The sequence below is a fragment of the Roseicella frigidaeris genome (assembly GCF_003258945.1).
Taxonomy (GTDB): domain Bacteria; phylum Pseudomonadota; class Alphaproteobacteria; order Acetobacterales; family Acetobacteraceae; genus Paracraurococcus; species Paracraurococcus frigidaeris.
The window spans coordinates 261,706-284,337 of the sequence record NZ_QLIX01000005.1 but is presented as its reverse complement, the minus strand read 5'-3'; the positions used below and the strand labels follow the sequence as shown (position 1 = coordinate 284,337).

Genomic DNA, 22,632 nt, shown 5'->3' with positions numbered 1-22,632 from the left:
AGGGCAACGCCACCGCCAGCACCAGCAGCGCCGCCCCCGTCAGCCAGGGCTGCACCCGACCAGACAACCGCAAAAACCGACCAGGATTGGCAAAACGGTGCAAACCCCGACCCGACGACAAGGCACCGGGAGTGCCCGTCGGCCCCAGGGCCCGGCCCAGCGAAGATGTGTCGGCGGTTTCCACGGTGTTCACCCTAGAGCAGATCCCGATCAGGCGGTATCGCCGGCGCGGGCGAGGCGGCCCGCGGCCCGGCGGGCCAGGCGCGGGGGCCATGGAGCCATGCGCCTGGCCCATGCCCCGGCGCGGATCGCCGCACGGTGGAAACGCCCGGAGGCATGGCCCTGTTTCGCCATCACGCTGCTGCCGCGCCCCGCAATCCCGCCTGGCCGCGGTGCTGTAGCGCCGGACGGGCCCGGTTTGAAGCGCCCGTCGCCATGGTTCCGCCGCCAGGGTTACCCTGGGCCATCATCTCCGCGGGGGACCCGATGGCGCATTGGCTGGTGAAGAGCGAACCGGATGCCTTCTCCTGGGACCAGCAGGTGCGGAACGGCACCGAGCCCTGGACCGGGGTGCGCAACGCGCTGGCGGCCAACAACCTGAAGGCGATGCGGCAGGGCGACCGGGCCTTCTTCTACCATTCCAACATCGGCAAGGCGATCGTCGGCGTCGTCGAGGTGGCGCGCGAGGCCTATCCCGACCCGACGGACGAGACCGGGCGCTGGGTCTGCGTCGACATGCGGGCGGTCGGGCCGTTGCCGCAGCCGGTCACGCTGGCCGCCATCAAGGCGGATCCGGATTTCGCCGATCTCGCCCTGGTGCGGCAGTCGCGCCTCTCCGTGATGCCGGTGAGCGATGCGCACTGGGCCAGGCTGTGCACGCTGGGCGGCTGGACGCGCGATTAGAGCAGACCAAACAATGGGCCGCAGCGGATCGCGGGCAATCCTGAACGCGACCCGCCGTGGAGGGGGAGCGCTGCGATGCAACTCGAAGGGTCCTGCCAGTGCGGCGCGGTGCGGTTCCGGGTGGAAAGCCCGCACCCCTATCCCTACCAGCGCTGCTATTGCTCCATCTGCCGCAAGACCCAGGGCGGGGGCGGCTATGCCATCAACCTCGGCGCCGACCAGGCCAGCCTGCGCGTGACCGGCCGGCAGCACATCACCATCTACCATGCGCGGCTGAAGGAGCCGGGGGAGGCACGGGCGCATCGCAGCCCGGCCGAGCGGCATTTCTGCAGCCGCTGCGGCAGCGCCCTCTGGCTCTACGATGCCCGCTGGCCGGAGCTGGTGCATCCCTTCGCCTCGGCGATCGACACGCCGCTGCCCGAGCCGCCGGATTCGACGCATATCATGCTGGCCTTCAAGGCGCCCTGGGTGACGGTCGAGGCCGGCCCGAAGGATCGGCGGCACGAGCGCTACCCGGAGGAGAGCATCGCCGAGTGGCATGCCCGGCACGGCCTCGGCGGGGAGGCATGACACCGCCGGAGGAGGAGCGCCTGCTCTGCCGGGTCGAGGACATCCCCGAGGGCGGCGCCAAGGGTTTTCCCGCCCCGCCGGGCGGCTTCGTCGGCCTCTTCGCGGTGCGCAAGGACGGGCATGTGCGGGTCTATGTGAATGCCTGCCCGCATGTCGGCCTGCCGCTCGAGCCGCTGCCCGACCGCTTCCTCGACCCGCGGAAGCAGGTGATCCTCTGCGCCGTGCATGGCGCGCGCTTCCGCATCGAGGACGGGCTCTGCCTCTCCGGCCCCTGCATCGGCGAGGCGCTGGAAGCGGTGCCGGTGCGGATCGTCGCGGGGCAGGTGCTGGTGCCGGCGGCGGCCGGGCTGTAGCGGGGCGTTACACCTTGCCCCGGCGGCGCCCCGATGCGGCCCTGCGGCGGACAAGCGGCGGGGCGAGGCTGCGTCCTGTGCCCGGGGCGGATCCTCGCACCGGGCGCCGCATCAGGAGGCAACCATGCCGCACGACGCCAGCATCCGCCGCAGCCTGCTCGCCACCGCCCTGCTCCTCGCCGCCGCCCCGGCCTTCGCCCAGGGGGCGACCCAGGGGGTGGCCCAAGGGACGACGCAAGGGGCGGCCCACGGGACGACCCAGGGGACGGTGCAAGGGACGCCCCCGGGGATGACGCAGGGGACCAAGCCGTCGGCCAGCCCCGCCGCGCCGCAGGCGGCAGGTCCGGCCACGCCCGCCCGGCCCACCGGCCCGGCCAGCACCAGCGGCGCCAGCGTCGCGCCGCGCCCGGCCGAGCAGCATGGCGCGACCCGCGCGGCCACCCCGGATGCCGCCGCGAAGCCGGCGAAGCCGGGCGCCGCTGCGCAGCACGAGGCCGCGCCGGCCGGCGCCCGCTGATCCGGCCCCCGGCCGCGGGCGGCACGCCGCCGCTTCCCGGGGGGGCGGCCGGGACCATGCCGGGGAGGGTGGGCGCAAGCCCGCCCTCCGTGCCCGCAACAGCGGCTTACAGCCGGTTTACAAGCCGGAATTGCGTTGCATTGACGCCGCGCAAGGCCCGGTGCCCTATCTCCCTGGCAGTCGAGTCTATCGACTCTAGGGAGGCCGTGCATGCCTGACGATCTGATCCCCGTGAAGCCGGAGATCGCCGCCAAGGCGCTCGTCAACAAGGACCGCTACCGCGCCATGACGGAAGCGGCGGCAAAGGATCCGGAGGGCTTCTGGCGGAAGGAGGCGGAGCGCGTCGCCTGGATCAAGCCGCCCAGCCGGATCAAGAACGTCGATTTCACCGGCGACGTCACCATCCGCTGGTTCGAGGACGGCGTGCTGAACGCCTCGGTCTCCTGCCTCGACCGGCACCTGGCGAGCCGGGGCGACCAGGTGGCCATCATCTGGGAGGGCGACGACCCGAAGAGCGACGCGAAGGTCACCTACCGGGACCTGCATGCCCGCGTCTGCCGCCTGGCCAATGCCATGCGCAGGCTCGGCGTGACGAAGGGCGACCGCGTCTGCATCTACCTGCCGATGATCGTCGAGGCGGCGGTGGCGATGCTCGCCTGCGCCCGCATCGGCGCGATCCATTCCATCGTCTTCGGCGGCTTCTCCCCCGACAGCCTGGCCAGCCGCATCCAGGACAGCGAATGCGCGCTGCTGATCACCGCCGACGAGGGGCGCCGTGGCGGCCGCAGCGTGCCGCTCAAGACCAATGCCGACGAGGCGCTGCGGGGCTGCCCCTCGATCCGCAACGTCATCGTGGTGAAGAACACCGGCGGCGCCGTGCCGATGCAGGAGGGCCGCGACCACTGGTACGAGGCGATCACCGCGCAGGAGCCGGCCGCGTGCGAGCCGGAGCCGATGGGTGCCGAGGACCCGCTCTTCATCCTCTACACCTCGGGCTCGACCGGGAAGCCGAAGGGCGTGCTGCACACCACGGGCGGCTACATGGTCTGGGCCAGCTACACGCATGAGCTGGTCTTCGACTACCACCCGGGCGAGATCTACTGGTGCACCGCCGATGTCGGCTGGGTGACCGGCCACACCTACATCGTCTACGGCCCGCTGGCGAACGGCGCGACCACGCTGATGTTCGAGGGCGTGCCGAATTACCCGAGCGTCTCCCGCTTCTGGGAGGTGGTGGACAAGCACCAGGTCAACATTTTCTACACCGCGCCGACGGCGATCCGCGCCCTGATGCGCGACGGCGAGGCGCCGGTGAGGAAGGCCAGCCGCAAGAGCCTGCGCGTCCTCGGCTCCGTCGGCGAGCCGATCAATCCCGAGGCCTGGCTCTGGTACTACCGCGTCGTCGGCGAGGAGCGCTGCCCGATCGTCGATACCTGGTGGCAGACCGAGACCGGCGGCATCCTGATCTCGCCCCTGCCCGGCGCGGTGGACCAGAAGCCGGGCTCGGCGACGCTGCCGTTGCCGGGCGTCTTCCCGGCGATCGTCGATGGCGAGGGCCAGGTGCTCGAGGGCGCGACCGAGGGCAACCTGGTGCTGCTCGATAGCTGGCCCGGCCAGATGCGCACCATCTACGGCGACCATGCGCGCTTCGGGCAGACCTATTTCTCGACCTTCAAGGGCATGTACTTCACGGGCGACGGCGCCCGGCGGGATGCCGATGGCTATTACTGGATCACCGGCCGCGTGGACGACGTCATCAACGTCTCCGGCCACCGCATGGGCACGGCCGAGATCGAGAGCGCGCTGGTGGCCCATGCTAAGGTCGCCGAGGCCGCGGTGGTCGGCATGCCGCACGACCTGAAGGGCCAGGGCATCTACTGCTACGTGACGCTGAAGACCGGCGAGGAGCCCTCCGAGGCGCTGCGCAAGGAGCTGGTCGCCTGGGTGCGCAAGGAGATCGGCCCGATCGCCTCGCCCGACGCCATCCAGTGGGCGCCGGGCCTGCCCAAGACCCGCTCGGGCAAGATCATGCGCCGTATCCTGCGCAAGATCGCGGCGAACGAGACGGAGAGCCTCGGCGACACCTCCACCCTCGCCGATCCCTCGGTGGTGGAGGAGCTGGTGCAGAACCGGGTGGGGTAGCGGCCCCGGCCTCGCTCCGGGGCCTGCCGGACGGGCGCGGGGGGAAGGGCGGGCCGCTAGGCCCGCCCCGACCCTTCCGCCCCGCCCCTTCGCGATCCGCGCCGCAGCGGCAGGAACTCCGTCGCGCCTTCGCCCATTGTGCGTGAGCGCATGGAGTACGCTCCGATGGTTGCCCTGGCTGGCGTCATCGTCCTCTTGCTGGTCGTGGCGGTCTGCATCGCCCTCGTCGTCGGCGTGGATGGCCGCGAGGAGGTCGTCCTGGCGGATGGAACCCGGGTCCGCGCCGCCCGTCGCCGGGCCACCCAGGACGGCTTCATCCTTGGCGGCGGCGATGGCGGCGGGGGGGGGGGGATGCGACGGCGGTGGGGGTGGCGGCGGTTGCGAGTAGGACCGACCCCTCCCGCCTCGAGGGAGACCGGTTCGAAAGAGCGGCGCCGCCGCACCGGGAGCGGGATCCGCGCCCCGTAGCCAGGCCGCACGGTCGCTCACCCCGCGCGGACCAGCGCCCGCAGCGCCTCGACCTGCACCTTGCCGAGCGCCGTCCGCGGCAGCGCTGGCACCGTCACCACCGCCCGCGGATGCTTGAAGCGGGCGAGCTGGCCCTCGAAATGCCGCAGCACCGCAGCGGCGTCGAATTCCGGGCCGGGCACCACCACCGCCACCGGCACCTCGCCCCAGCGCGGGTCCGGGCGGCCGCAGACCGCGCCCTCCCGCACCCCCGGGGCGCCGCGCAGCACCCGCTCCACCTCGGCCGGATAGATGTTCTCGCCGCCCGAGATGATCACCTGCTTCAGCCGGTCGGTGAACCAGAAGCGGCCCTCGGCATCGCGGCGGCCGACATCGCCCGAGGCGAACCAGCCGTCGCGGAAGGCCGCCGCCGTCGCCTCCGGCGCCCGCCAGTAGCCGCGGGCGAGGTTGGGGCCGCGGAGCTGGATCTCGCCCGGCAGGCCCGTCGGCACCTCGCGCCCCGCCGCATCCACCACCCGCGCATCGGTGTGCCGCGCCGGCAGGCCGATGCTGCCCGGCGCGGCGAGGGCGGCGGCGCGGCTCTGGCAGATGGCGATGGGGCTGGTCTCGGTGGCGCCATAGACCTGCTGCACCGGGATGCCGCGGGCATGGAAGGCCTCGATCAGCGGCAGCGGCACATCCGAGGAGCCGGCCCCGATGGCGCGGAGCGAGGCGAGGTCGGCCGCCGCCCAGCCGGGATGCGCGACCAGCGCCTGCATCACCGAGGGCACCAGCAGGGTCAGGCTCGGCCGCGCCGCCGCGACCTCGGCGAAGAACCCCTCCGGCATGAAGCGCGGCGGCAGCAGCACCTCGGCGCCGGCGAGCAGCGCCGGCGTGGTCTGGATGTTGAGGCCGCCGACATGGAACAGCGGCAGCACCGTCAGCACCCGGTCGGCGGCGGTGAGGGCGAAGCAGCGCTGCGCGTTCAGCGCGTTGAAGACCAGGGCGCGCTGGTCGAGGATCGCGCCCTTCGGCCGGCCGGTGGTGCCGGAGGTATAGACCAGCAGCACCGGGTCCTCGGCGCCGCCCGCCGCCGGCGGCGGCGCGGCCGGGGGCGGCAGCGCCTCGGCCTCCAGCAGGCGGCAGTCCGCGGGCAGGGCGGCGGCGGCCGCCGCCTGCATCTCCCGCGTCGCCAGCAGCCGCCGCGCGCCGCTATCCTCCAGGATGAAGCGCAGCTCGGGCGTCGCCAGGCGCCAGTTCAGCGGCACCTGCAGGGCGCCGAGCCGGGCGCAGGCGAAGAGCAGGACGAGCTGCGCCGGATGGTTCTGGCCGAGGAAGGCGACGCGGTCGCCGGCGCCGACCCCTTCGGCAGCCAGCATCGCCGCCATGGCCTCGATCCGCGCCTGCAGCGCGGCATAGGTGAGGGCTTCCGTCGGCGTCCGCAGCGCCATCGCCTCCGGCGTCCGCCGGGCCTGGGATTCGAGGCTGAGCCGCATCGGCGCTGCTCAGACCCGGCGCGGGACGGCCCGACCCGCGGCCCGCGGGGCCGAGCGCCCGAGCGGGCGCCGCGCCCCGTGGCGCGCAGCCGGGCAAACCGGGGGGGTGCGCCCGGCGTCTGACGGGCAGGACGGTGAAACCGGTCTGCGCTCGGCCTCAATCATCCGTCTCGCCCTTCTCGTAGAGCGCCTCGCGGCCGATGCGGTCGATGCAGAGCTCGGCGGTCCAGGGCAGCATGAGCGAGCCGCAGCGGGCATCGCGGTAGAGGCGTTCGAGGGGCAGCGACTTCAGCATCGCCTGGCCGCCGCAGGTGCGCACCGCCTTGGCCGCCAGCGCCGCGGCATTCTCCATCACCGTATGCTGCGCCGCCCAGGCGCGGAGCATGCTCTCCTTGCCCGGATCGGCCCGCGCCTCGCCCACCGCCTGGAACCAGAGCGCCTTGGTCTGCTCCAGCATCACCCGCATCTCGGCCACGGCGACCTGCTTGGTCGGGTACATGCGCCGCTTCACCGGCGGCATGCCCCCTCCTCCCATATTGGGCCACTCGCCGCGGAGATAGGCCACGGTGAAGTCGTAGGCCGCCTGGGCGAGGCCCATATAGGTGGGCGAGAGGGTCATGAACATGTGCGGCCAGCGGCTCGCCGCCTGGAAGTAGAGGCCGGGCGGCATCAGCGCCGCCTCCTCCTCGACGAAGACATCCTGGAAGAGCAGGTTGCGCGAGACGGTGCCGCGCATGCCGAGCGGGTCCCACTCCCCCTGCACGCTGACGCCGGGCGCATCGCGCGGCACGGCGAGGTAGAGCGTGTCGCGGCGCGACAGGCGCGCCTCGCCCTCGTGCGTCTCGGTGCAGAGGATGCCGTAGTAATCGGCATGGCCGGCGAGGCTGGCGAAGATCTTGCGGCCGCTGACCAGGAAGCCGCCCGGCACCCGCCGCGCCGTGGTGCCGAAGGCGACGCCCCCCGCCGCCGCCGCGCCGCCCTCGGAGAAGGGCTGCGCATAGACCGCGCCGTCCCGCAGGATGCGCGCATAGTGGCGGGCGCGGCGGCGGCGGTGCTCGGCCCGCAGCGCCGGCGCCATCTCCAGGTCCTCGGTCAGCGCGCCGGTCCAGAGCGTGCTGCAGACATGCATGTTCCAGGTCAGCGCCGTGGCGCCGCAATAGCGGCCCATCTCGGCGGCGGCGAGGCAATAGGCGCGGAAGCCGGCGCCGAGCCCGCCTTCCGCCACCGGGATGCCGATGCCGAGCAGCCCGTTCGCATGCATGTCGCGGTAATTCTCGGTCGGGAAGCTCGCCTCCCGGTCCCAGCGCGCGGCGCGCGGCGCCAGCACCGCCTGGCCGAATTCCCGCACCCTGGCCGCCAGCGCCGCCTCCTCCGCCGTCAGGCGGAAGGCTGCGGGGTCGAAGATCGGCGCGTCGCGCCCCGCCGCCCCGCTCATGCCGGCGCCAGGCCCTGGCGGAAGTCGCGCAGCGCGGCGACGAACCCCGCGGGATCCTCGAGATGCGCGAAATGCCCGCAGCCGGGCAGCACCGCCAGCCGCGCATCCGGGATCGCCGCCTGCATCCGGGCCATGGTCTTCGGCGGCGCCAGCGGGTCGGCCTCGCCGGCGATCAGCAGCACCGGCATGGCGAGGCGCGGCAGCTCGTCGCGGCGGTTGAAGGTGGTGAGGCAGCGGACCGTCGCGCGATAGGCCGCTTCCGGCGTCGCCGCCAGGGCCGCCACCGCCTCCCGCACCGCGGCCTCCGGCGTGCCGGGGCGGAGCATGGGCCGGATGCTCTCCTCGGCGAGCTGCGCCATGTCCTGCCCGGCATCGAGCGGGGCCAGCCGCTCGGCGAGGAAGGTCTCGGCGAAGGCCGGGTCCTTGCCCCCGAAGGCCGGCGTGGTGGCATAGAGGACCAGGCCGCGGACGCGCCCGGGGAAGCGGAGCGCGAAGTCGAGCGCCAGCATGCCGCCGATGGAATGGCCGAGGAGGTCGGTGCGGGCGATGCCCTCGCGGTCCAGCCGCGCCAGCAGGGCGGCGGAGAGGGCGGCGAAGCTGGTCTCGGGCAGGGGCTCGCTGCCGGCATAGCCGGGCAGGGGCCAGTCCAGCACGGGGTCGGGCGCGAGGGCCTGGCGCAGGGCGCTCCAGCTCGCGCCGCCGATGCCGTGCAGCAGGATCATGGGGGGCATGGCGGCGGGGGTGTGGGTGTCGGGGCTCATGCGACCAGCCTTCCCTCGATCACCACCGGCTCGCCGTCGAGCGCGATGGTGCAGTTGCGCACCGGGATGTCGAAATGCCCCTCGGTGTAGCGTCCGGCGAATTCGTTGGCGCCGGTGGAGAACAGGAAATTGCCGGCGAAGGCCCGCAACTCGGTGCCGTTGGTATCGCGCCGGTCATACATGGCCAGCGCCTCGTAGCGCGCGCGGGGGTTGAGGCCCCAGCCGACATGCGAGACGGCATAGGCGGCGCGGTCGTCCCAGGCGGCGAGATAGCGGCGCATGAGCTCGGCATCCGTGCCCTCGCCTTCGATCGAAACGATGTGATCCTCCCGCAGGGTGAGGCGCACCGGGCGCTCCAGGTAGCGCTTGAAGGTGAGGTTGGCGTCGCCGGCATCGAGGACGAGCACGCCCTCGACGCTGCCGGCCCGTGGGAAGGACACCACCACGCCGCCGGGCCAGTGCGCGACCGTGCCGGGGCGGTCGGTCCAGCCCCAGACCCCGGCCGTCACCGCCCCTTCCATCGAAATCGTGAGATCCGTGCCTGCTGCGGAGACGACCGTCATGCGTTTCGATCTGCGGGCGTGCTTCACCGCAGTCTTGACCGGGGCTTCGTCCTCCGGGCGGGGCACCAGCCGGGCCAGGGCCTCGGGATGCTCGTTCGAGACCATGAGGACCCGGCTGCCGGCCCGGAGGATGTCCCCGAGCTCCGGGGCGTGCAGCAGGCCCTCCAGCGTGAGGTCCAGGATGAGGGGAGAGGATCGCAATGCTGCCAGCGCCGCGGGATGCCCTTGCAGCGCCCGCGAGGCGCCGGTCGAGCGGACGGGCACCGGCGCCGTCTGGGGCGGGCTCGGCATCACGACCTGGAAGGGCCGGCAGCCGAGTCGCAACGCCGCCAGCTCGGCCAGGGCGACGTTCAGGCCGCGAGACTGGCTCTCGGAAAGGAGACAGACGGGCATTCCCGCCTCGGCGCGGCACTGGCGCAGCACGGTTTCGAAGGCCTCGATCCAGGGTGCTTCCAGGCGGTCGCTCAGCATCGGTTCCCCCTCACTCCATGCAGGGATGGCAGGACGGGTTAGCATGAAAATGCATTCGTCGCCTGATCGTACTATTTTGCAGGCATCTTTGATTGAGACAGCGTATCATATCGAAAATGTCTCTTTTGTTGGAACGTGATCGATATGTCTCAATCGCTCGCCAACCCACCCCCCGGCCGCTTCATCGATGATTATCTGCTCTATCTCCTGGCCCGCACCTCGCACCTGATCTCCACCGAATTCCACGAGCTGCTGCGGCGGCGCGGCATCAGCGTGCCGGTCTGGCGCGTGCTGGCCAGCCTCGTCGGCAGCTCCGGCGAGACGGTGACCGGCCTCGCCGAGACCTGCCTCCTGCAGCAGCCGACCATGACCAAGCTGCTGGATCGCATGGTGCGGGACGGGCTGGTGAAGCGCACCCAGGATACGCGGGACCGCCGCGTGGTGCGGGTGGCGCTGACCGCGCGCGGAGAAATGATGGCGACAGACCTCGTCCAGGCCGCCAAGCTGCACGAGACGGAGGTCCTCGCCCGCCATCCGGAAGCCGAGGCAGTGGGGATCAAGGAGCTGCTGCGGGCGGTCGTGGCGCGCCAGGCGCGGCCCCGCCGGGGCTAGGCGCTTCCCCCGATCAGGTGAGCCCACCGGATCGGGATCTGCTCTAGGCCGGAAGGACGGACCGCACGCATGCCATCGCCCGGAACCCTGCAGCGGATCATCCTGGTGCTGCTGGCCGTGGTCCTGGTGGCGCAGGTGTTGCGCCTGGTCCTTGGGTGATCCCCGGCCGAGCGGCCGCGCCGCGCGCCAGGGCGACGGAGACAGGTCGCCCGGGCGTGCCGCCAGGCCCTTGCCGCGGCTTGCCGAAGGGGCGAGGGGGGCCGTAAGGCCGGCAGGGCGCGAAGGAGCCCGCCCATGCCCGAATCCCGGCCGCCGGTGAACGGCGCCAAGTCCGGTGCCACGAACGGCGCCGGCGCGGCGGCGCCCTCCCTGCCGATCCTCTACCGCAGCCTCGAGGTCCTGGCGCCGGAGCGCCATGCCCGGCTGCGGGTGCGGGAGGCCGGCTACGCCTTCGCCGCCGGCGCCAGCGCCATCCCCCTGATGGCCGAGGAATTCCCGGTCGCGGCGCGCAGCTTGCCGATCGTCTTCGCCGCCCAGCCGCCGCATCTGCCGGTGGCGCTGACCGGCCTCGTCCCCGGGCGCAGCGTCTTCGTCACCGCGGCGGGCCAGTGGCGGCCCGGCGCCTATGTGCCGGCCTATCTGCGCCGCTTCCCCTTCCTCCTGGTCCGCACCGGGCCCGAGACCGAGGAACGGGTGCTGTGCGTCGAGCCGCGGGCGCCGCAGCTGAGCGAGACGGAGGGCGCCCCGCTCTTCGACGCCGCCGGCCAGCCGACGCCGCAGCTGCGGCACGTGCTCGGCTTCGCGCGCGCCGTCGAGGAGGGCAGCCTGCGCACCCGCGCCATGACGGAGCGGCTGCACCAGCTCGGCCTGCTCAAGCCGGCCATGCTGCAGGTGTCGCGGCCGGGCGGGCCGCTTCGCATCGACGGGTTCTTCGCCGTCGACCGTCCCGGCCTTGCCGCGCTGCCGGCCGAGGCATTCCTCGGCCTGCGCGCCCATGGCTGGCTCGAGGCCATCCACGCGCATCTGCTCTCCCTGGCCGGGGTGGCGGAGCTGGCGCGCGGCCTGGACCGGAGCGCGCCCGGGGGGCTGCACCGGCGCATGTGAGCCAGCCCGCCGGGCCGCGCCCGGGAGGCGGGCCGCCTATTCGGCGGCCAGCCGCGGCCGCCAGTCGCCGCGCTCCGCCCGCCGCAGGCCGAGATGGTCGCGCAGCGTCGGGCCGGCATAGTCCTTGCGGAACAGGCCGCGGCGCTGCAGCTCCGGCACCACGTGGCGGACGAAATCGGCGTAGCTGCCGGGCACCACGCAGGCGCCGAGGACGAAGCCGTCGCAGGCGCGGGCGGTGAACCATTCCTCGAAGATGTCGGCGACCTCCTTCGGGCCGCCCACCATGTTCATCGGCGGCTTGCCGCGGCCGCTGCCCACGATGAAGTCGCGCACCGTCGGGTTCTTCTTGCCGGTCGCCTTCACCACGCGGTCGCGGATCGCCTGCAGCCCCTGGATGCCGGCCATCTCCGCATCGGTGAAGGGCTCGTCCATGCCCTTCGAGGCGAAGTCGAAATTCAGCGCCTCCGAGAGCAGCGAGAGCGCGTCGATCTCGAGCGGCAGCTTGGCGATCAGCGCCGCCTTGTCCTCCGCCTCGGCCCTGGTGGCGGCGCAGATCGGGTAGCAGAGGGTCGCGACCTTCACCGCATCCGGGTCGCGCCCCTCGGCGGCGACCATCGCCTTGAACTCGGCATAGTCCTCCCGGCCCGAGGCGACGTCGTGATAGGCGACGAAGACCAGCTCGGCCCAGCGGGCGGAGAAACGCTTGCCGCGGCCGCTGCTGCCGGCCTGGATCAGCACCGGCCGGCCCTGCGGCGTGCGCGGCACGGTGAAGGGGCCGCGCGAGCGGAGATAGGTCCCGCGATAGTCCAGCCGGTGCACCTTGTGCCCGTCGCCGAAGCGGCCCGTGGTCTTGTCGAGGATGAGGGCGTCGTCCTCCCAGGCATCCCAATGGCCGAGCACCACCTCGACGAACTCGTCGGCGCGGTCGTAGCGCAGGTCGTGCGCCATCATCTCGTCATGGCCCATATTCGCCGCCTCGCCGTCGTTGAGCGAGGTGACGACGTTCCAGGCGGCGCGGCCGTTGCTCATCAGGTCCAGCGTCTGGAAGGCGCGGGCGACGTGGAAGGGCTCGTAATAGGTGGTCGAGGCGGTGGAGCCGAGGCCGAGCCGCGAGGTCACCGCGCCCATCATGGTCAGCGTCACCACCGGGTCGAGCTTCACGCAGCGGATGCCGTGCTCGATGGTGTGCACATGGTCCGAGCCGAAGCGGTCGGGCATCGAGAGCCGGTCGTCGAAGAAGCCGAGATCGAATTTCCCCGCCTCCAGGATGCGCGCGATCTCCTGGAAATAATCGGCGGTCAGGAAATCCGTGCGGCTGTCGGGGTGCCGCCAGGAGCTGGCGAGGGTGGTGCAGTTCTGCGCCTGCAGGAAGCCGACGAGGTGCATCTGGCGCATGGCCGTTTCCATTCTCCGTTTGCCGGCAGCTTCCGTCCGGCCCGGAGCCGCGTCAACGCCGCCCGGGCCGCGGCCACGGGCGCCGGGCGCCGGGCGCCGGCGGCGGGGCATCGAAATGCCGGCCGATCCGCGATAGCATCGGCGGCTGGTCCGGCCCGGGAGAGGCCGGCCGCCGGGAAGGAGACGCCATGCCAGTTCGGACCACCCGCCGCGCGACCCTCGCCGCCATGCTGCCGGCCTCGGCCGCCCTCGCCCAGGGCACGGACAAGGGCGCAGAGGGCTGGCCGGAGCGGCCGATCCGCTTCGTGATCGGCGGCTCGGCCGGCGGCGTCTCCGACATCCTCGTCCGCATCCTGGAGAACCGGCTGCGGGAGCGGCTCGGCCAGGCCCTGGTGCTCGACCCCCGGCCGGGCGCGGGCGGCATGGTGGGGGCCGAGACCGTCGCCCGCGCGCCGGCGGACGGCTACAATTTCTACATCAACCACATCGCCTCGCACGGCATCGGGCCGAGCCTCTATCGCCGCCTCTCCTTCGACCCGCTGAAGGACCTGCCGGGCGTCGCCAAGCTCGCCGCCATGCCGAACGTGCTGATCGTCAAGGGCGACAGCCCGATCACATCGGTCGCCGAGTTCATCGCCTTCCTCCGCGCCAATCCGGCCAAGGCCACCTTCGCCTCCGCCGGCACCGGCACCTCCTCGCATCTCTCGGGCGTGCTGCTGGGGCTCCGCACCGGCGTCGAGGTGACGCATGTGCCCTATCGCGGCACCGCCCCCTCCATGGCCGCGGTGATGAACGGCGAGGTGCTCTTCGCCATCGACAACGCGCCGGCGAGCCGGCAGCAGGTGCTGGCCGGCATGCTGCGGGCGCTCGCCGTCAGCACCGCCGCGCGCGCCCCGACCATGCCGGAGCTGCCCTCGCTGCAGGAGTCCGGCGTGCCGGAGTTCGACGTCGCCTCCTGGTACGGCATCGCCGCCCCGGCGGCGACGCCGCGGCCGATCGTCGAGCGCCTCGGCGCCGAGCTGGTCTCGGCGCTGCAGGATCCCGGGCTGGCGCAGCGCTACCGCGAGTTCGGCGCCGAGCCGACGCCGCTCGGCCCCGCCGCCTTCGATGCCTTCATGCAGGCCGAGGTCGCCAAATGGGCCCCGGTGGTGAAGGCCTCCGGCGCCACGGTCGATTAGGGCAGGTCCCGATCAGGCTGACGCGCCTGATCGGCTGAAGATGCTCTGGAAGCAAACTGCTAGGGCATTTGCCGCGAAGCTGGGTGAACGGGAGATGCTCCAGGGATGCGGGCGGGCAAGCCGGGCAACCTCCTCCTCATCACCCTGGCCCAGGTGCTCGCCCTGGCGCTGTGGTTCTCCGGCACCGCCGCCGGGCCGGCCATGGCGCGGGAGGCGGCGCTGCCGCCCGGCTTCCTCGCCTGGCTGACCGGCGCGGTGCAGCTCGGCTTCGTGCTCGGCACGCTCGGCAGCGCCGCCCTCGCCCTGCCGGACCGGCTCGACCCGCGGCGGCTGATCGCCGCGGCGGCGCTGCTCGGCGCGGTGGCGAATGCCGCCATCCTGGTGCTGCCGGTCGGCGCGCCGGGGGTGATCCTGGCCCGCGGCGTGACCGGCCTCGCCCTCGCCTGCATCTATCCGGTCGGCATGAAGCTGGCGACGGGCTGGGCGAGCCGCGCCGATGCCGGGCTGGTGGTCGGGCTGCTGGTCGGCGGGCTGACGCTCGGCTCCGGCTCGCCGCACCTGATCAACGCCTTCGGCGGCCTGGACTGGCGGGTGACGGTGGGCGCCGCCTCAGCGGGGGCGCTGGCGGCGGCGGCGCTGATCCTGGCAACCAGGCTCGGGCCCGGCCACGCGCCGGCGCCGCGCTTCCGGCCCGGCCTCGCCCTGCTGCTCTTCCGCACCCGCGGCACCCGGCTCGCGACCCTCGGCTATCTCGGGCATATGTGGGAGCTCTATGCCATGTGGGCCTGGATCGGCGCCTATCTGGCGGCGAGCTTCGCCGCCTCGGGGCGTGGCGCCGGCCCGGGCCTCGCGGCGCTCGCCACCTTCGCCGTCATGGCGGTGGGCGCGCTCGGCTGCGTCCTCGGCGGGGTGCTGGCCGACCGCATCGGCAAGGCGCGGCTGACCATCGGGGCGATGACGATCAGCGGCGCCTGCTGCCTGCTGGCCGGCCCGGCCTTCGGCCTCGCGCCATGGCTGACGCTGGCGCTCTGCCTGGTCTGGGGGGCGGCGGTGATCGCGGATTCGGCGCAGTTCTCGGCCAGCGTCGCGGAATACGCGCCGCCCGGCCTCGCCGGGACGATGCTGACGGTGCAGACCTGCCTCGGCTTCGCCCTCACCCTGCCGGCGATCCACCTGATGCCGCTGCTGGCGGCGCGCTTCGGCTGGGGCGCCGCCTTCGCCAGCCTGGCCATCGGCCCGGCGCTCGGCTGCCTGGCGATGGCGCGGCTCCTGCCGGGGCGGGACGCGGGCGCGCGGCCGGCGCCGCGCTAATTCCGGCACATATCGGCGGCCGCTGCCGGTGCCCCATCGGTGGTGCCGCGAACGGGCTCCCACAGCAGATCCCGATCAGGTGGACTCGCCTGATCGGGTGAAGATGCTCTGACAACAATAGTCCAGGGCGCTTCCCATGAACCGGTGTTCAGGGGAGGCGCCCTAGCGGCCCGGCGCCACCCGTTGCCCCTCCGCGGAAGGCTCTGCCGCACCCCGGGGCTGAGGGCGAATCACGGGGTCCCCACGAAGCCGCTTCGCGGCTCCGCGGGGAATGATCAGGCCGCCGCGCGGGCGCCGCCGCGGGCCGCGGCCTGGATGATCTCCGCGCCCCGTTCCGCCGTCATCAGCACGGCGGGGTGGATGTTGGAGGAGGGGACGAGCGGGAAGACCGAGGCGTCGCAGACCCGCAGCCCCTCGACGCCGCGCACCCGGAGCTCCGGATCGACCACCGCACGGTCGTCGGTGCCCATCCGGTTGGTGCCGCAGGGATGGTAGACGGTGGTGCCGGTGCTGCGGAGATAGGCGAGGAAATCCTCGTCGGTCTGGGTCTTCGGCCCGGGCGAGAGCTCCTCCTCCACCAGGCTGGCGAAGGGCGCGGTCACCGCGATCCGCCGCGCCAGCTTCGCCGCCTCCAGCATCACCCGCACATCGGTCGGCGCCGTCAGGTAGTTGGCCAGGATGCGCGGCTTGTCCTCGACCCGCGGCGAGCGCAGCGTCAGCGTGCCGCGGCTGTCCGGGCGGCACTGGCAGAAATTGAAGGTGAAGCCCGGATGCTTCGCCAGCTTGCTCGCCGAGAGCGCCTGATTCGTCGTGTCGAGGCTGAAATTGACGAATTGGAACTGCACCTCGGCCTCCTCCGAGCCGGGCAGGACCCGGGCGAAGAGGCTGGCCTCGGAGGCGCCGATGGTCATGTGGCCGCGATGCCGCAACGCCCAGTCGAGGCCCATCCGCGCCGTCTTGATCGGGTTGGCCAGCGTCTCGTTCAGCGTGTCGGCGGGCTTGGTGCGGAAGGCGAAGCGGACCATGAAATGGTCCTGCAGGTTCTGGCCGACCTCCGGCGCATGCACCCGGGTCTCGATGCCGAGCCCCTGCAGCGCCGCGCCGTCGCCGATGCCCGACAGCATCAGCAGCTTCGGGCTCTCGATGGCGCCGGCGGAGACGATCACCTCCCGCCGCGCCCGCCAGCTCTCCTCCCGCCCATCGGCGGTGCGGACGACGACGCCGGTGCAGCGCCGGCCCTCGAAGGTGAGGCGCAGGCCCAGCCGCTCGGTCTCGACGCGCAGGTTCGGCCGGCCGAGCGCCGGGCGCAGATAGGCGATCGCCGGGCTCCAGCGCCGGCCGTTATGGACGTTGAGCTGGTTCGGCGCGACGCCCTCGAACCATTCGCCGTTGTTGTCCGGGTTGCGCGGGAAGCCGAGCGTCTCGCAGGTCTCGACGCAGGCCTGGCAGCCGATGGTCGGATGCGGCACCTCGGCGATCTGCATCGGCCCGCCGCGGCCGCGATAGGGGCTCTCCGGGCCGCGGAAATTCTCCAGCTTGCGGAAGGCCGGCAGGCAGTCCTCGTAGCTCCAGCCGCGGGCGCCGAGCTGCGCCCAGCGGTCGTAGTCGCGCGGCGAGCCGCGCAGGAAGACGAGGCCGTTGACGCTGCCCGAGCCGCCGATGACCCGCCCGCGCGGCCAGTAGACGCTGCGGCCGTTCAGCTCCGGCTCGTCCTCGGTCTGGTAGTTCCAGTCGTATTTCCGGGTGACGTAGAGCCGGGCGAAGCCCATCGGGATGTGGATCCAGGGGTTCTTGTCCCAGGGCCCGGCCTCGAGCAGCGCCACCTTCGTGTCCGGGTCCTCCGACAGCCGCGCGGCCAGCACGCAGCCGGCCGAGCCGCCGCCGAGGATGACGTAGTCCGCTTCCTGCATGGCTGCTTCCCCCAGAACGATTGCCCGCATCAGGGCATGGCCGGCGCGGCCCGGCAAGCGGCAGCGGCCAGGCCGGACGACGCGGCCAGCCCGGGTTCCCGGCCCCGCCTGGCTGCGGTAAGGGGCCGGACGGCAGACGGATTGCAGGTGGAATCTTGCAAATCGATGACAACCGGCGGGAGCAGCGCGTCCTGGCCTGGTCGATCGGGATCACCACGATCCTCGCGGCCATCGGCATCGCCTGCGGCCTTTTCGCCAATTCCAGCTCCATCCTGTTCGATGGCCTCTATTCGCTGATCGACGCGGCGATGACCGCGCTCGCCCTCGGCGTCTCGGTGCTGCTCAGCCGCGGCAGCTCGCGGCATTTCCAGTTCGGCTTCTGGCATCTGGAGCCGATGCTGGTGCTGCTGAACAGCGTCGTGCTGGCGCTCTCCTGCGGCTATGCCTTCCTCGGCGCGCTGAACGACCTGTTCCGCGCCGGCCGTGGCACGGATTTCGGCCCCGGGCTGCTCTACGTGGTGGGGGCGGGGCTGGCGGAGTTCTCCCTCTGGCTGGCGATGCGCCGCCAGGCCCGCCGCCTCGGCTCCGATCTGATCGCCCTCGATGCCCGCGCCTGGCTGATCTCCGGCCTGCTCAGCATCGGGCTCGGCCTCAGCTTCGGCCTCGGCCTGGCGCTGCATGGCACGGAATGGGCCGGCCTCATCCCCTATCTCGACCCCGCCATCCTCGCCGTCATGGCGCTCCTGCTCCTGCCGGTGCCGCTGGCGGCCTGCTGGCGCGCCGGGAAGGACATCCTGGAGATCGCGCCGAGCGACCTCGACGAGCGGGTGCGGGCGATCGCGCAGGGCATCGCCGAGCGCCACGGCTTCCACGACTTCACCAGCTACGTCGCCAAGACCGGCCGCGCCCGCTTCGTCGACATCACCTTCCTCGCCGGGCCCGAGCTGGGATCGCGGCCGCTCGGCTACTTCGACGGCATCCGGGGGGAGATCGCCGCCGCGCTGGAGGCCAGGCCGCCCAGCCACTGGCTGAACATCGAGTTCACCAGCGAGCGGCGCTGGCTCTGACCTCCCCGCGACGTCGCTGCGCGACGCGGCTGGGGCCCCGTGTTCGCGGCGGGCCCAGGATCCGTCACAGCCTGCCGCGGCGAAGCCGCGGCAGGGCAACGGGAGGCGTCACGCCCGCCAGGGGCGGAGCTTCCAGAGGGCGTGCAGCTGCTCGTCCACCTGCGTCGCCATGCGCTGGTAGTCGGCGCCGATCAGCGGCCGCAGCGGCATGTGCTGGCGGGCCGCCTCGCGCCGGAACTCGCCATCGGCGAGGGCGCCGCGGAAGGCCGCCTCCAGCCGCGCCGCGATCGCCGGCGGCAGGCCGGGCGGGGCGACGATGCCGCGCGCCGCGGCGGCGACGATGTCGTAGCCGAGCTCGCGGAAGGTCGGCAGCGCCGGCAGCTCGGCGATGCGGCCGGCGCTCGCCACCGCCAGGCCGCGCATCCGGCCTTCCTGGCTCAGGGTGGCGAGATCGGAGGTATTGCCCACCCCCATCGCCAGATGCCCGCCGAGCAGCTGCGGCAGCAGCGGCGCGACGCCGGCGAAGGGCACGTGGATGAGCGGCGGGATGCTGGCCAGCGCCTCGAAGGCCAGCATGGTGATGTGGTCGTCGCTGCCGACCCCGGTGGTGCCGTAGTCGAGCCCGCCCGGCCGCGCCCGCGCCGCGGCGACGAGATCGGCGAGGCTCCGCAACGGGCTCTCCGACCGCACGTAGAAGCAGTTGGGGTCCTCGACGATATTGGCGAGGAAGGTGAAGTCGAGCGCCCGGTAGCGCGCCGGCCGCTCGATCGGGATGGCGCTGTGCGCCGGGGTCGAGGTGGCGCCGAGCGTGTAGCCGTCCGGCGCCGCGTTGAACACCGCCTCGAGGCCGATCTGCGAGGCGGCGCCGGGCCGGTTGCTCACCACCGCCGTCATGCCGGGGATGCGGGCGGCGACCAGCGGCATGACGAGGCGGGTCATGATGTCGACGCCGCCGCCGGGCGGGAAGGGCACGATGACCTCGACCGGCCTGTCGCCGGGCCAGGCCGCCGGGGTCTGGGCCTGGGCCAGGCGTGGCGCGGCGAGCGTGGCCGCGAGGAGCAGGCGACGCTGCATGGCTTTCACCTCCCGGGCCGGATGGCGGTGCCGCCGGCCGGGCCCGATCAGGGCATGCGGGGCGGCCAGCGGCAAGCCCGCCGACGCGGCAGCGCAATTTCGCCATGCTGCGCTGCCAGGGTCGCGCCGTGACCCATCCGTCCATGCCCCGGTCCCTGGCGTTGCGGCGCCTGGGCTTCGCCCTGCTCGTGCTCGGCCTGACCGCGCTGCAGTTCCGTCTCGCGGCGGCGGTGCTCGCCCCGGGGGGGTGGAGCGCCTGGGAATGGCTTCTGCTGCTCGCCTTCGCCGGCACCGCGCCCTGGACCGCGCTCTGCGCCGGCAATGCCCTGGTCGGCCTCGCCCTGCGGCTCGGGACGCCGGACCCGGCCGCCGCGGTGCTGCCGGCGCTGCGGCATCTGCGGCCCGGGCTGCCGGCGGCGCGCACCGCCATCGCCGTCTGCATCCGCAACGAGGACATGGCGCAGGTCCTGCCGCCGCTCGGCCGGTTGCTGGAGGGGCTGGAGGCGGCGGGCGCCGCGGATCACTTCACCCTCTGGTTCCTCTCCGACACCGAGGGGGACGGGCCGGCGGCGACCGAGGCGGCGGCGATCGAGGCCTTCGGCGCCGCGCGGGCGGGCGGCATCGCCGTGCGCTACCGCCGCCGCGCCGCCAATGCCGGCTACAAGGCCGGCAACCTCATGGACTTCCTCGACCACCACCTGGCGGGGGAGGGGTTCCTGCTCTGCCTCGACGCCGACAGCGAGATGTCGGCCGCGGCGGTGCTGCGCCTCGTCGCCTGCCTGGAGGCCGACCCGCGCATCGCCATCCTGCAGCACCTCATCGTCGGCCGGCCGGCGCGTGCCGCCTTCCCGCGCCTGTTCCAGTTCGGCATGCGCGCCGGGATGCGGAGCTGGGCCACCGGCCAGGCCTGGTGGCAGGGGCCGGACGGCCCCTATTGGGGGCACAACGCGCTCCTCCGCATCGCCCCTTTCCGGCAGCATTGCCGGCTGGAGGCGCTGGCCGATGGCAGCCCGATCCTCAGCCACGACCAGGTGGAGGCGGTGCGGCTGCACGCCGCCGGCTGGAAGGTCTGCTGCCTGCCGCTGGAGGAGGGCAGCATGGAGGGCAATCCTCCCGCCCTGCCGGAGTTCATGGCGCGCGACCTGCGCTGGGCGGCGGGCAACATGCAGTACTGGGACCTGCTCTTCCTGCCCGGGCAGAGCGCCATGGGGCGCTGGCAGCTCGTACAGGCGATCCTGCTCTTCCTGGCGGCGCCGCTCTGGGTCGGCGTGCTCCTCTTCGCCACGCTGAACGCCGCGACGGGCGGCGCCGCGGCGACGCCGGCGGGCGCGCTGCTGGCCCTGATGGCCGCCGTCTGGGCCATGCTGCACGCGCCGAAGCTCGCGGGCTATGCCGAGGTGCTGCTGCGCCCGGCCCATGCCGCGCGCTATGGCGGCCGCGCCGCCTTCCTGCGCGGCGCCGCGGCGGAACTCGCCTTCACCACGCTGCTCGACCCGGTCTCCATCCTCAACAAGGCGATCTTCCTGGTGGCGCTGCCCTTCGGCCGGCGGTCGCGGGGCTGGGCGCCGCAGAACCGGGCCGATCACGGCGTCGCCTGGGCGGATGCGGCGCGGCTGCTCTGGCCGCATACCGGCTTCGGGCTCGCGGTCTTCGGGCTGCTCGCCGGCGTCGCGCCGGCGGCGTTGCCCTGGGTCCTGCCCTTCGCCGGCGGGCTGCTGCTGGCGATCCCCTTCTGCGTGCTCACCGCCTCGCCGGGGCTCTCCCGCTGGCTGCGCGAGCGCGGGGTGGCGGCGACGCCCGAGGAACGTGTCGCCGGCGGCGCGCCGCGTCAGGCTGGCGGCCAGGCGGCCGGCGGCATCGCCTCCATGGCGCGGTAATCCGGCTCCTCGCGCGCCCCGAGCCCCGGCACGTCGAGCGAGCCGAGCTCCAGCAGCCCCTCGCGGAGGCGCAGCCGCGGCCCGCGCGGCGTGTCGGCGTAGAGGTCCGGATGCGCCTCCAGGAAGCGCACCGCCTCGGCCTTCGGCCGCCCCGCGAAGCCGTCGATGAAATGGTGGCCGTTGCGCTCGACATGCGCGAGGCCGAGCAGCGCGACCAGCGCCAGGTCCTGCTGCACCGAGACGCCGGCCAGCGTCGTCAGATCCTCGCCGGAGAGGAAATGCTGCCCGCCCGCGGCATTCCAGGCCCGGCAGCGCGCCAGGTTGATCAGGCTGCGCCAGAGGCCCTTGCAGGATTTGCTGGAGACCCCGGCATAGCCGAGCGCCCGGGCCTGGACGAAGGCGTCCAGCGGGCCGTCGCTCTCGTCGATGATCACCGGCCGCGCCGCGGCCAGCGCCGCCATCCCGGTCTCGAGGGCGCGGGCGCGCGCGACCGGCTGCTCGATGAAGAGGATGGAGGCGCGGAGCCTCGCCAGCCGCGGCTCCGCCTCCATGGCGCGCCACAGCGCGGCGGCGCCTTCGGCATCGGCATATTGCTCGTTGCCGTCGAGGGTCGCGTGATAGAGGTGCAGCCGGTCCAGCACCGCGGCGATGCGGCAGAGCCGGTCGAGATCCGCCTCCACCCGACCGGAGACCTTCAGCTTCCAGTAGCGGTGGTGATAGGTGGCGGCCACCTCCTCCAGCGTCTCCGGCAGCCCGTCGCCCAGCCGCGCCGTCTGGTCCGCCGCGGTGATCGGGTCGAGCAGCCCGACCGTATGCCGGGCATGGATGCGGCGCGCCGGCCGCAGCCCGGCCAGCAGCGCCGCGACATCGAGGCCCGCCAGGTCGGGCGCCACCGCATGCGGCGCCATGCCGCCGATATTCGCCCGCATGCCGGCGAAGACCGAGATCCCGTGCAGCTTCAGCAGCGCATCCAGCGCGGCGCGGTCGACCAATGCCCGGCCGAAGCTGGCGACCAGCGGGTTCAGGCCTTCGGCGGCGCAGGCGGCCCCGTGCGCGGCATAGCCATCGGCGAAATGCCCGAAGGCGGTGTTGGCGCCGGCCGCGAGCGTCGCCGCCGAGGCCAGCTCCAGCGAGCGCCGGAGCTGGTCCTCGTTCTGCGCATCCGAGAGGGCCGGGTCCTTGTCGAACCATTTGGCGGCGAGGCTCTCCGCCGCGACGCCCCAGGCCTCGCGCCCCACCGCGTCGCGCAGGCGCAGCCGGAGCACCGCCTGCCGCCCCCCGGTGACGGTGACGACGCCGAAGCGGAAGGGCAGGCGGAGCGTGAAGGGCCATTCCCGCCGCTCGATCTCGGCGACGGTGAAGCGGGGCGCGCTCACGCCGTCCGCCCCGGCACCCGCCCCGCGGCCTGGCCCGGTCCTTCGAGGCGGGGTCCTTCGGGGCGGGCAG

General features: G+C 73.3%; 19 protein-coding genes and 1 pseudogene. 11 read left to right on the top strand and 9 right to left on the bottom strand.

Features of this window, described 5'->3' with window-relative positions:
- Window positions 1-193 (bottom strand): annotated as a pseudogene (locus DOO78_RS27865) (hypothetical protein); the annotation flags it as partial.
- 293 nt (window positions 194-486) lie between these two features.
- Between DOO78_RS27865 and DOO78_RS10170 the strand changes: the two are divergent.
- From DOO78_RS10170 to acs, 5 genes are all read left to right on the top strand, one after another.
- Window positions 487-903 (top strand): EVE domain-containing protein, encoded by a 417-nt coding sequence (locus DOO78_RS10170; RefSeq protein ID WP_111469636.1) that lies wholly within the window; start codon window positions 487-489, stop codon window positions 901-903.
- Between the two features lie 75 nt (window positions 904-978).
- Window positions 979-1,473: a GFA family protein gene (locus DOO78_RS10165; protein WP_111469635.1), complete on the top strand. Its 495-nt coding sequence runs from the start codon at window positions 979-981 to the stop codon at window positions 1,471-1,473.
- A complete protein-coding gene (locus DOO78_RS10160; protein ID WP_111469634.1) occupies window positions 1,470-1,826 on the top strand; it encodes a Rieske (2Fe-2S) protein in 357 nt (118 codons plus the stop codon). Before DOO78_RS10165 ends, DOO78_RS10160 begins: the two co-directional genes overlap by 4 nt.
- A 124-nt stretch (window positions 1,827-1,950) precedes the next feature.
- Window positions 1,951-2,343 carry a hypothetical protein gene (locus tag DOO78_RS26935; protein ID WP_123060015.1) on the top strand — a complete coding sequence of 131 codons (393 nt, stop codon included), beginning with the start codon at window positions 1,951-1,953 and terminating at the stop codon, window positions 2,341-2,343.
- 210 nt (window positions 2,344-2,553) lie between these two features.
- The gene (gene acs / locus DOO78_RS10150) at window positions 2,554-4,485 is read left to right on the top strand and encodes an acetate--CoA ligase (protein WP_111469632.1); all 1,932 of its coding nucleotides are present in this window, start codon (window positions 2,554-2,556) and stop codon (window positions 4,483-4,485) included.
- A gap of 485 nt (window positions 4,486-4,970) precedes the next feature.
- On the opposite strand, the gene DOO78_RS10140 is transcribed toward acs, so the two are convergent.
- The 4 genes from DOO78_RS10140 to DOO78_RS10125 all read right to left on the bottom strand — a co-directional run bounded on the left by DOO78_RS10140 (window position 4,971) and on the right by DOO78_RS10125 (window position 9,658).
- Complete coding sequence (locus DOO78_RS10140) at window positions 4,971-6,428, bottom strand: class I adenylate-forming enzyme family protein (protein ID WP_111469630.1); 1,458 nt, start codon at window positions 6,426-6,428, stop codon at window positions 4,971-4,973.
- 157 nt (window positions 6,429-6,585) lie between these two features.
- Entirely contained in the window at window positions 6,586-7,863 is a 1,278-nt protein-coding gene (locus DOO78_RS10135) for an acyl-CoA dehydrogenase family protein (protein ID WP_111469629.1), read from the bottom strand.
- A complete protein-coding gene (locus DOO78_RS10130) occupies window positions 7,860-8,624 on the bottom strand; it encodes an alpha/beta fold hydrolase (protein WP_111469628.1) in 765 nt (254 codons plus the stop codon). The genes DOO78_RS10135 and DOO78_RS10130 overlap by 4 nt, the downstream gene beginning before the upstream one ends.
- Complete coding sequence (locus DOO78_RS10125) at window positions 8,621-9,658, bottom strand: M29 family metallopeptidase (protein WP_111469627.1); 1,038 nt, start codon at window positions 9,656-9,658, stop codon at window positions 8,621-8,623. Before DOO78_RS10125 ends, DOO78_RS10130 begins: the two co-directional genes overlap by 4 nt.
- A gap of 144 nt (window positions 9,659-9,802) precedes the next feature.
- On the opposite strand from DOO78_RS10125, the gene DOO78_RS10120 reads away from it, so the two are divergent.
- Both DOO78_RS10120 and DOO78_RS10115 read left to right on the top strand, forming a co-directional pair.
- Entirely contained in the window at window positions 9,803-10,270 is a 468-nt protein-coding gene (locus tag DOO78_RS10120) for a MarR family winged helix-turn-helix transcriptional regulator (protein ID WP_111469626.1), read from the top strand.
- A gap of 294 nt (window positions 10,271-10,564) precedes the next feature.
- A complete protein-coding gene (locus tag DOO78_RS10115) occupies window positions 10,565-11,374 on the top strand; it encodes a SapC family protein (protein WP_111469625.1) in 810 nt (269 codons plus the stop codon).
- A 36-nt stretch (window positions 11,375-11,410) separates the two neighbouring features.
- Here DOO78_RS10115 and DOO78_RS10110 read toward each other — a convergent pair whose 3' ends face one another.
- Entirely contained in the window at window positions 11,411-12,769 is a 1,359-nt protein-coding gene (locus tag DOO78_RS10110; protein WP_243634489.1) for an LLM class flavin-dependent oxidoreductase, read from the bottom strand.
- Between the two features lie 188 nt (window positions 12,770-12,957).
- Here DOO78_RS10110 and DOO78_RS10105 point away from each other — a divergent pair, with 188 nt between their 5' ends.
- Window positions 12,958-13,947 carry a Bug family tripartite tricarboxylate transporter substrate binding protein gene (locus tag DOO78_RS10105; protein ID WP_111469624.1) on the top strand — a complete coding sequence of 330 codons (990 nt, stop codon included), beginning with the start codon at window positions 12,958-12,960 and terminating at the stop codon, window positions 13,945-13,947.
- A 105-nt stretch (window positions 13,948-14,052) separates the two neighbouring features.
- A complete protein-coding gene (locus DOO78_RS10100; RefSeq protein WP_111469623.1) occupies window positions 14,053-15,258 on the top strand; it encodes an MFS transporter in 1,206 nt (401 codons plus the stop codon).
- 275 nt (window positions 15,259-15,533) lie between these two features.
- Here DOO78_RS10100 and DOO78_RS10095 read toward each other — a convergent pair whose 3' ends face one another.
- Complete coding sequence (locus tag DOO78_RS10095; RefSeq protein ID WP_111469622.1) at window positions 15,534-17,168, bottom strand: GMC family oxidoreductase; 1,635 nt, start codon at window positions 17,166-17,168, stop codon at window positions 15,534-15,536.
- Between the two features lie 155 nt (window positions 17,169-17,323).
- Here DOO78_RS10095 and DOO78_RS10090 point away from each other — a divergent pair, with 155 nt between their 5' ends.
- Complete coding sequence (locus tag DOO78_RS10090) at window positions 17,324-18,235, top strand: cation diffusion facilitator family transporter (RefSeq protein ID WP_165838824.1); 912 nt, start codon at window positions 17,324-17,326, stop codon at window positions 18,233-18,235.
- 108 nt (window positions 18,236-18,343) lie between these two features.
- Here DOO78_RS10090 and DOO78_RS10085 read toward each other — a convergent pair whose 3' ends face one another.
- Window positions 18,344-19,309, bottom strand: coding sequence for a tripartite tricarboxylate transporter substrate binding protein (locus DOO78_RS10085; RefSeq protein WP_111469660.1), 966 nt, complete (start codon window positions 19,307-19,309; stop codon window positions 18,344-18,346).
- Between the two features lie 143 nt (window positions 19,310-19,452).
- Between DOO78_RS10085 and mdoH the strand changes: the two genes are divergently transcribed.
- Complete coding sequence (mdoH, locus tag DOO78_RS10080) at window positions 19,453-21,186, top strand: glucans biosynthesis glucosyltransferase MdoH (protein WP_243634488.1); 1,734 nt, start codon at window positions 19,453-19,455, stop codon at window positions 21,184-21,186.
- Here the strand turns inward: mdoH and DOO78_RS10075 are convergent.
- Window positions 21,138-22,562: an enolase-like domain-containing protein gene (locus DOO78_RS10075; RefSeq protein ID WP_111469619.1), complete on the bottom strand. Its 1,425-nt coding sequence runs from the start codon at window positions 22,560-22,562 to the stop codon at window positions 21,138-21,140. The genes mdoH and DOO78_RS10075 overlap by 49 nt on opposite strands.
- Window positions 22,563-22,632: the final 70 nt, after the last annotated feature.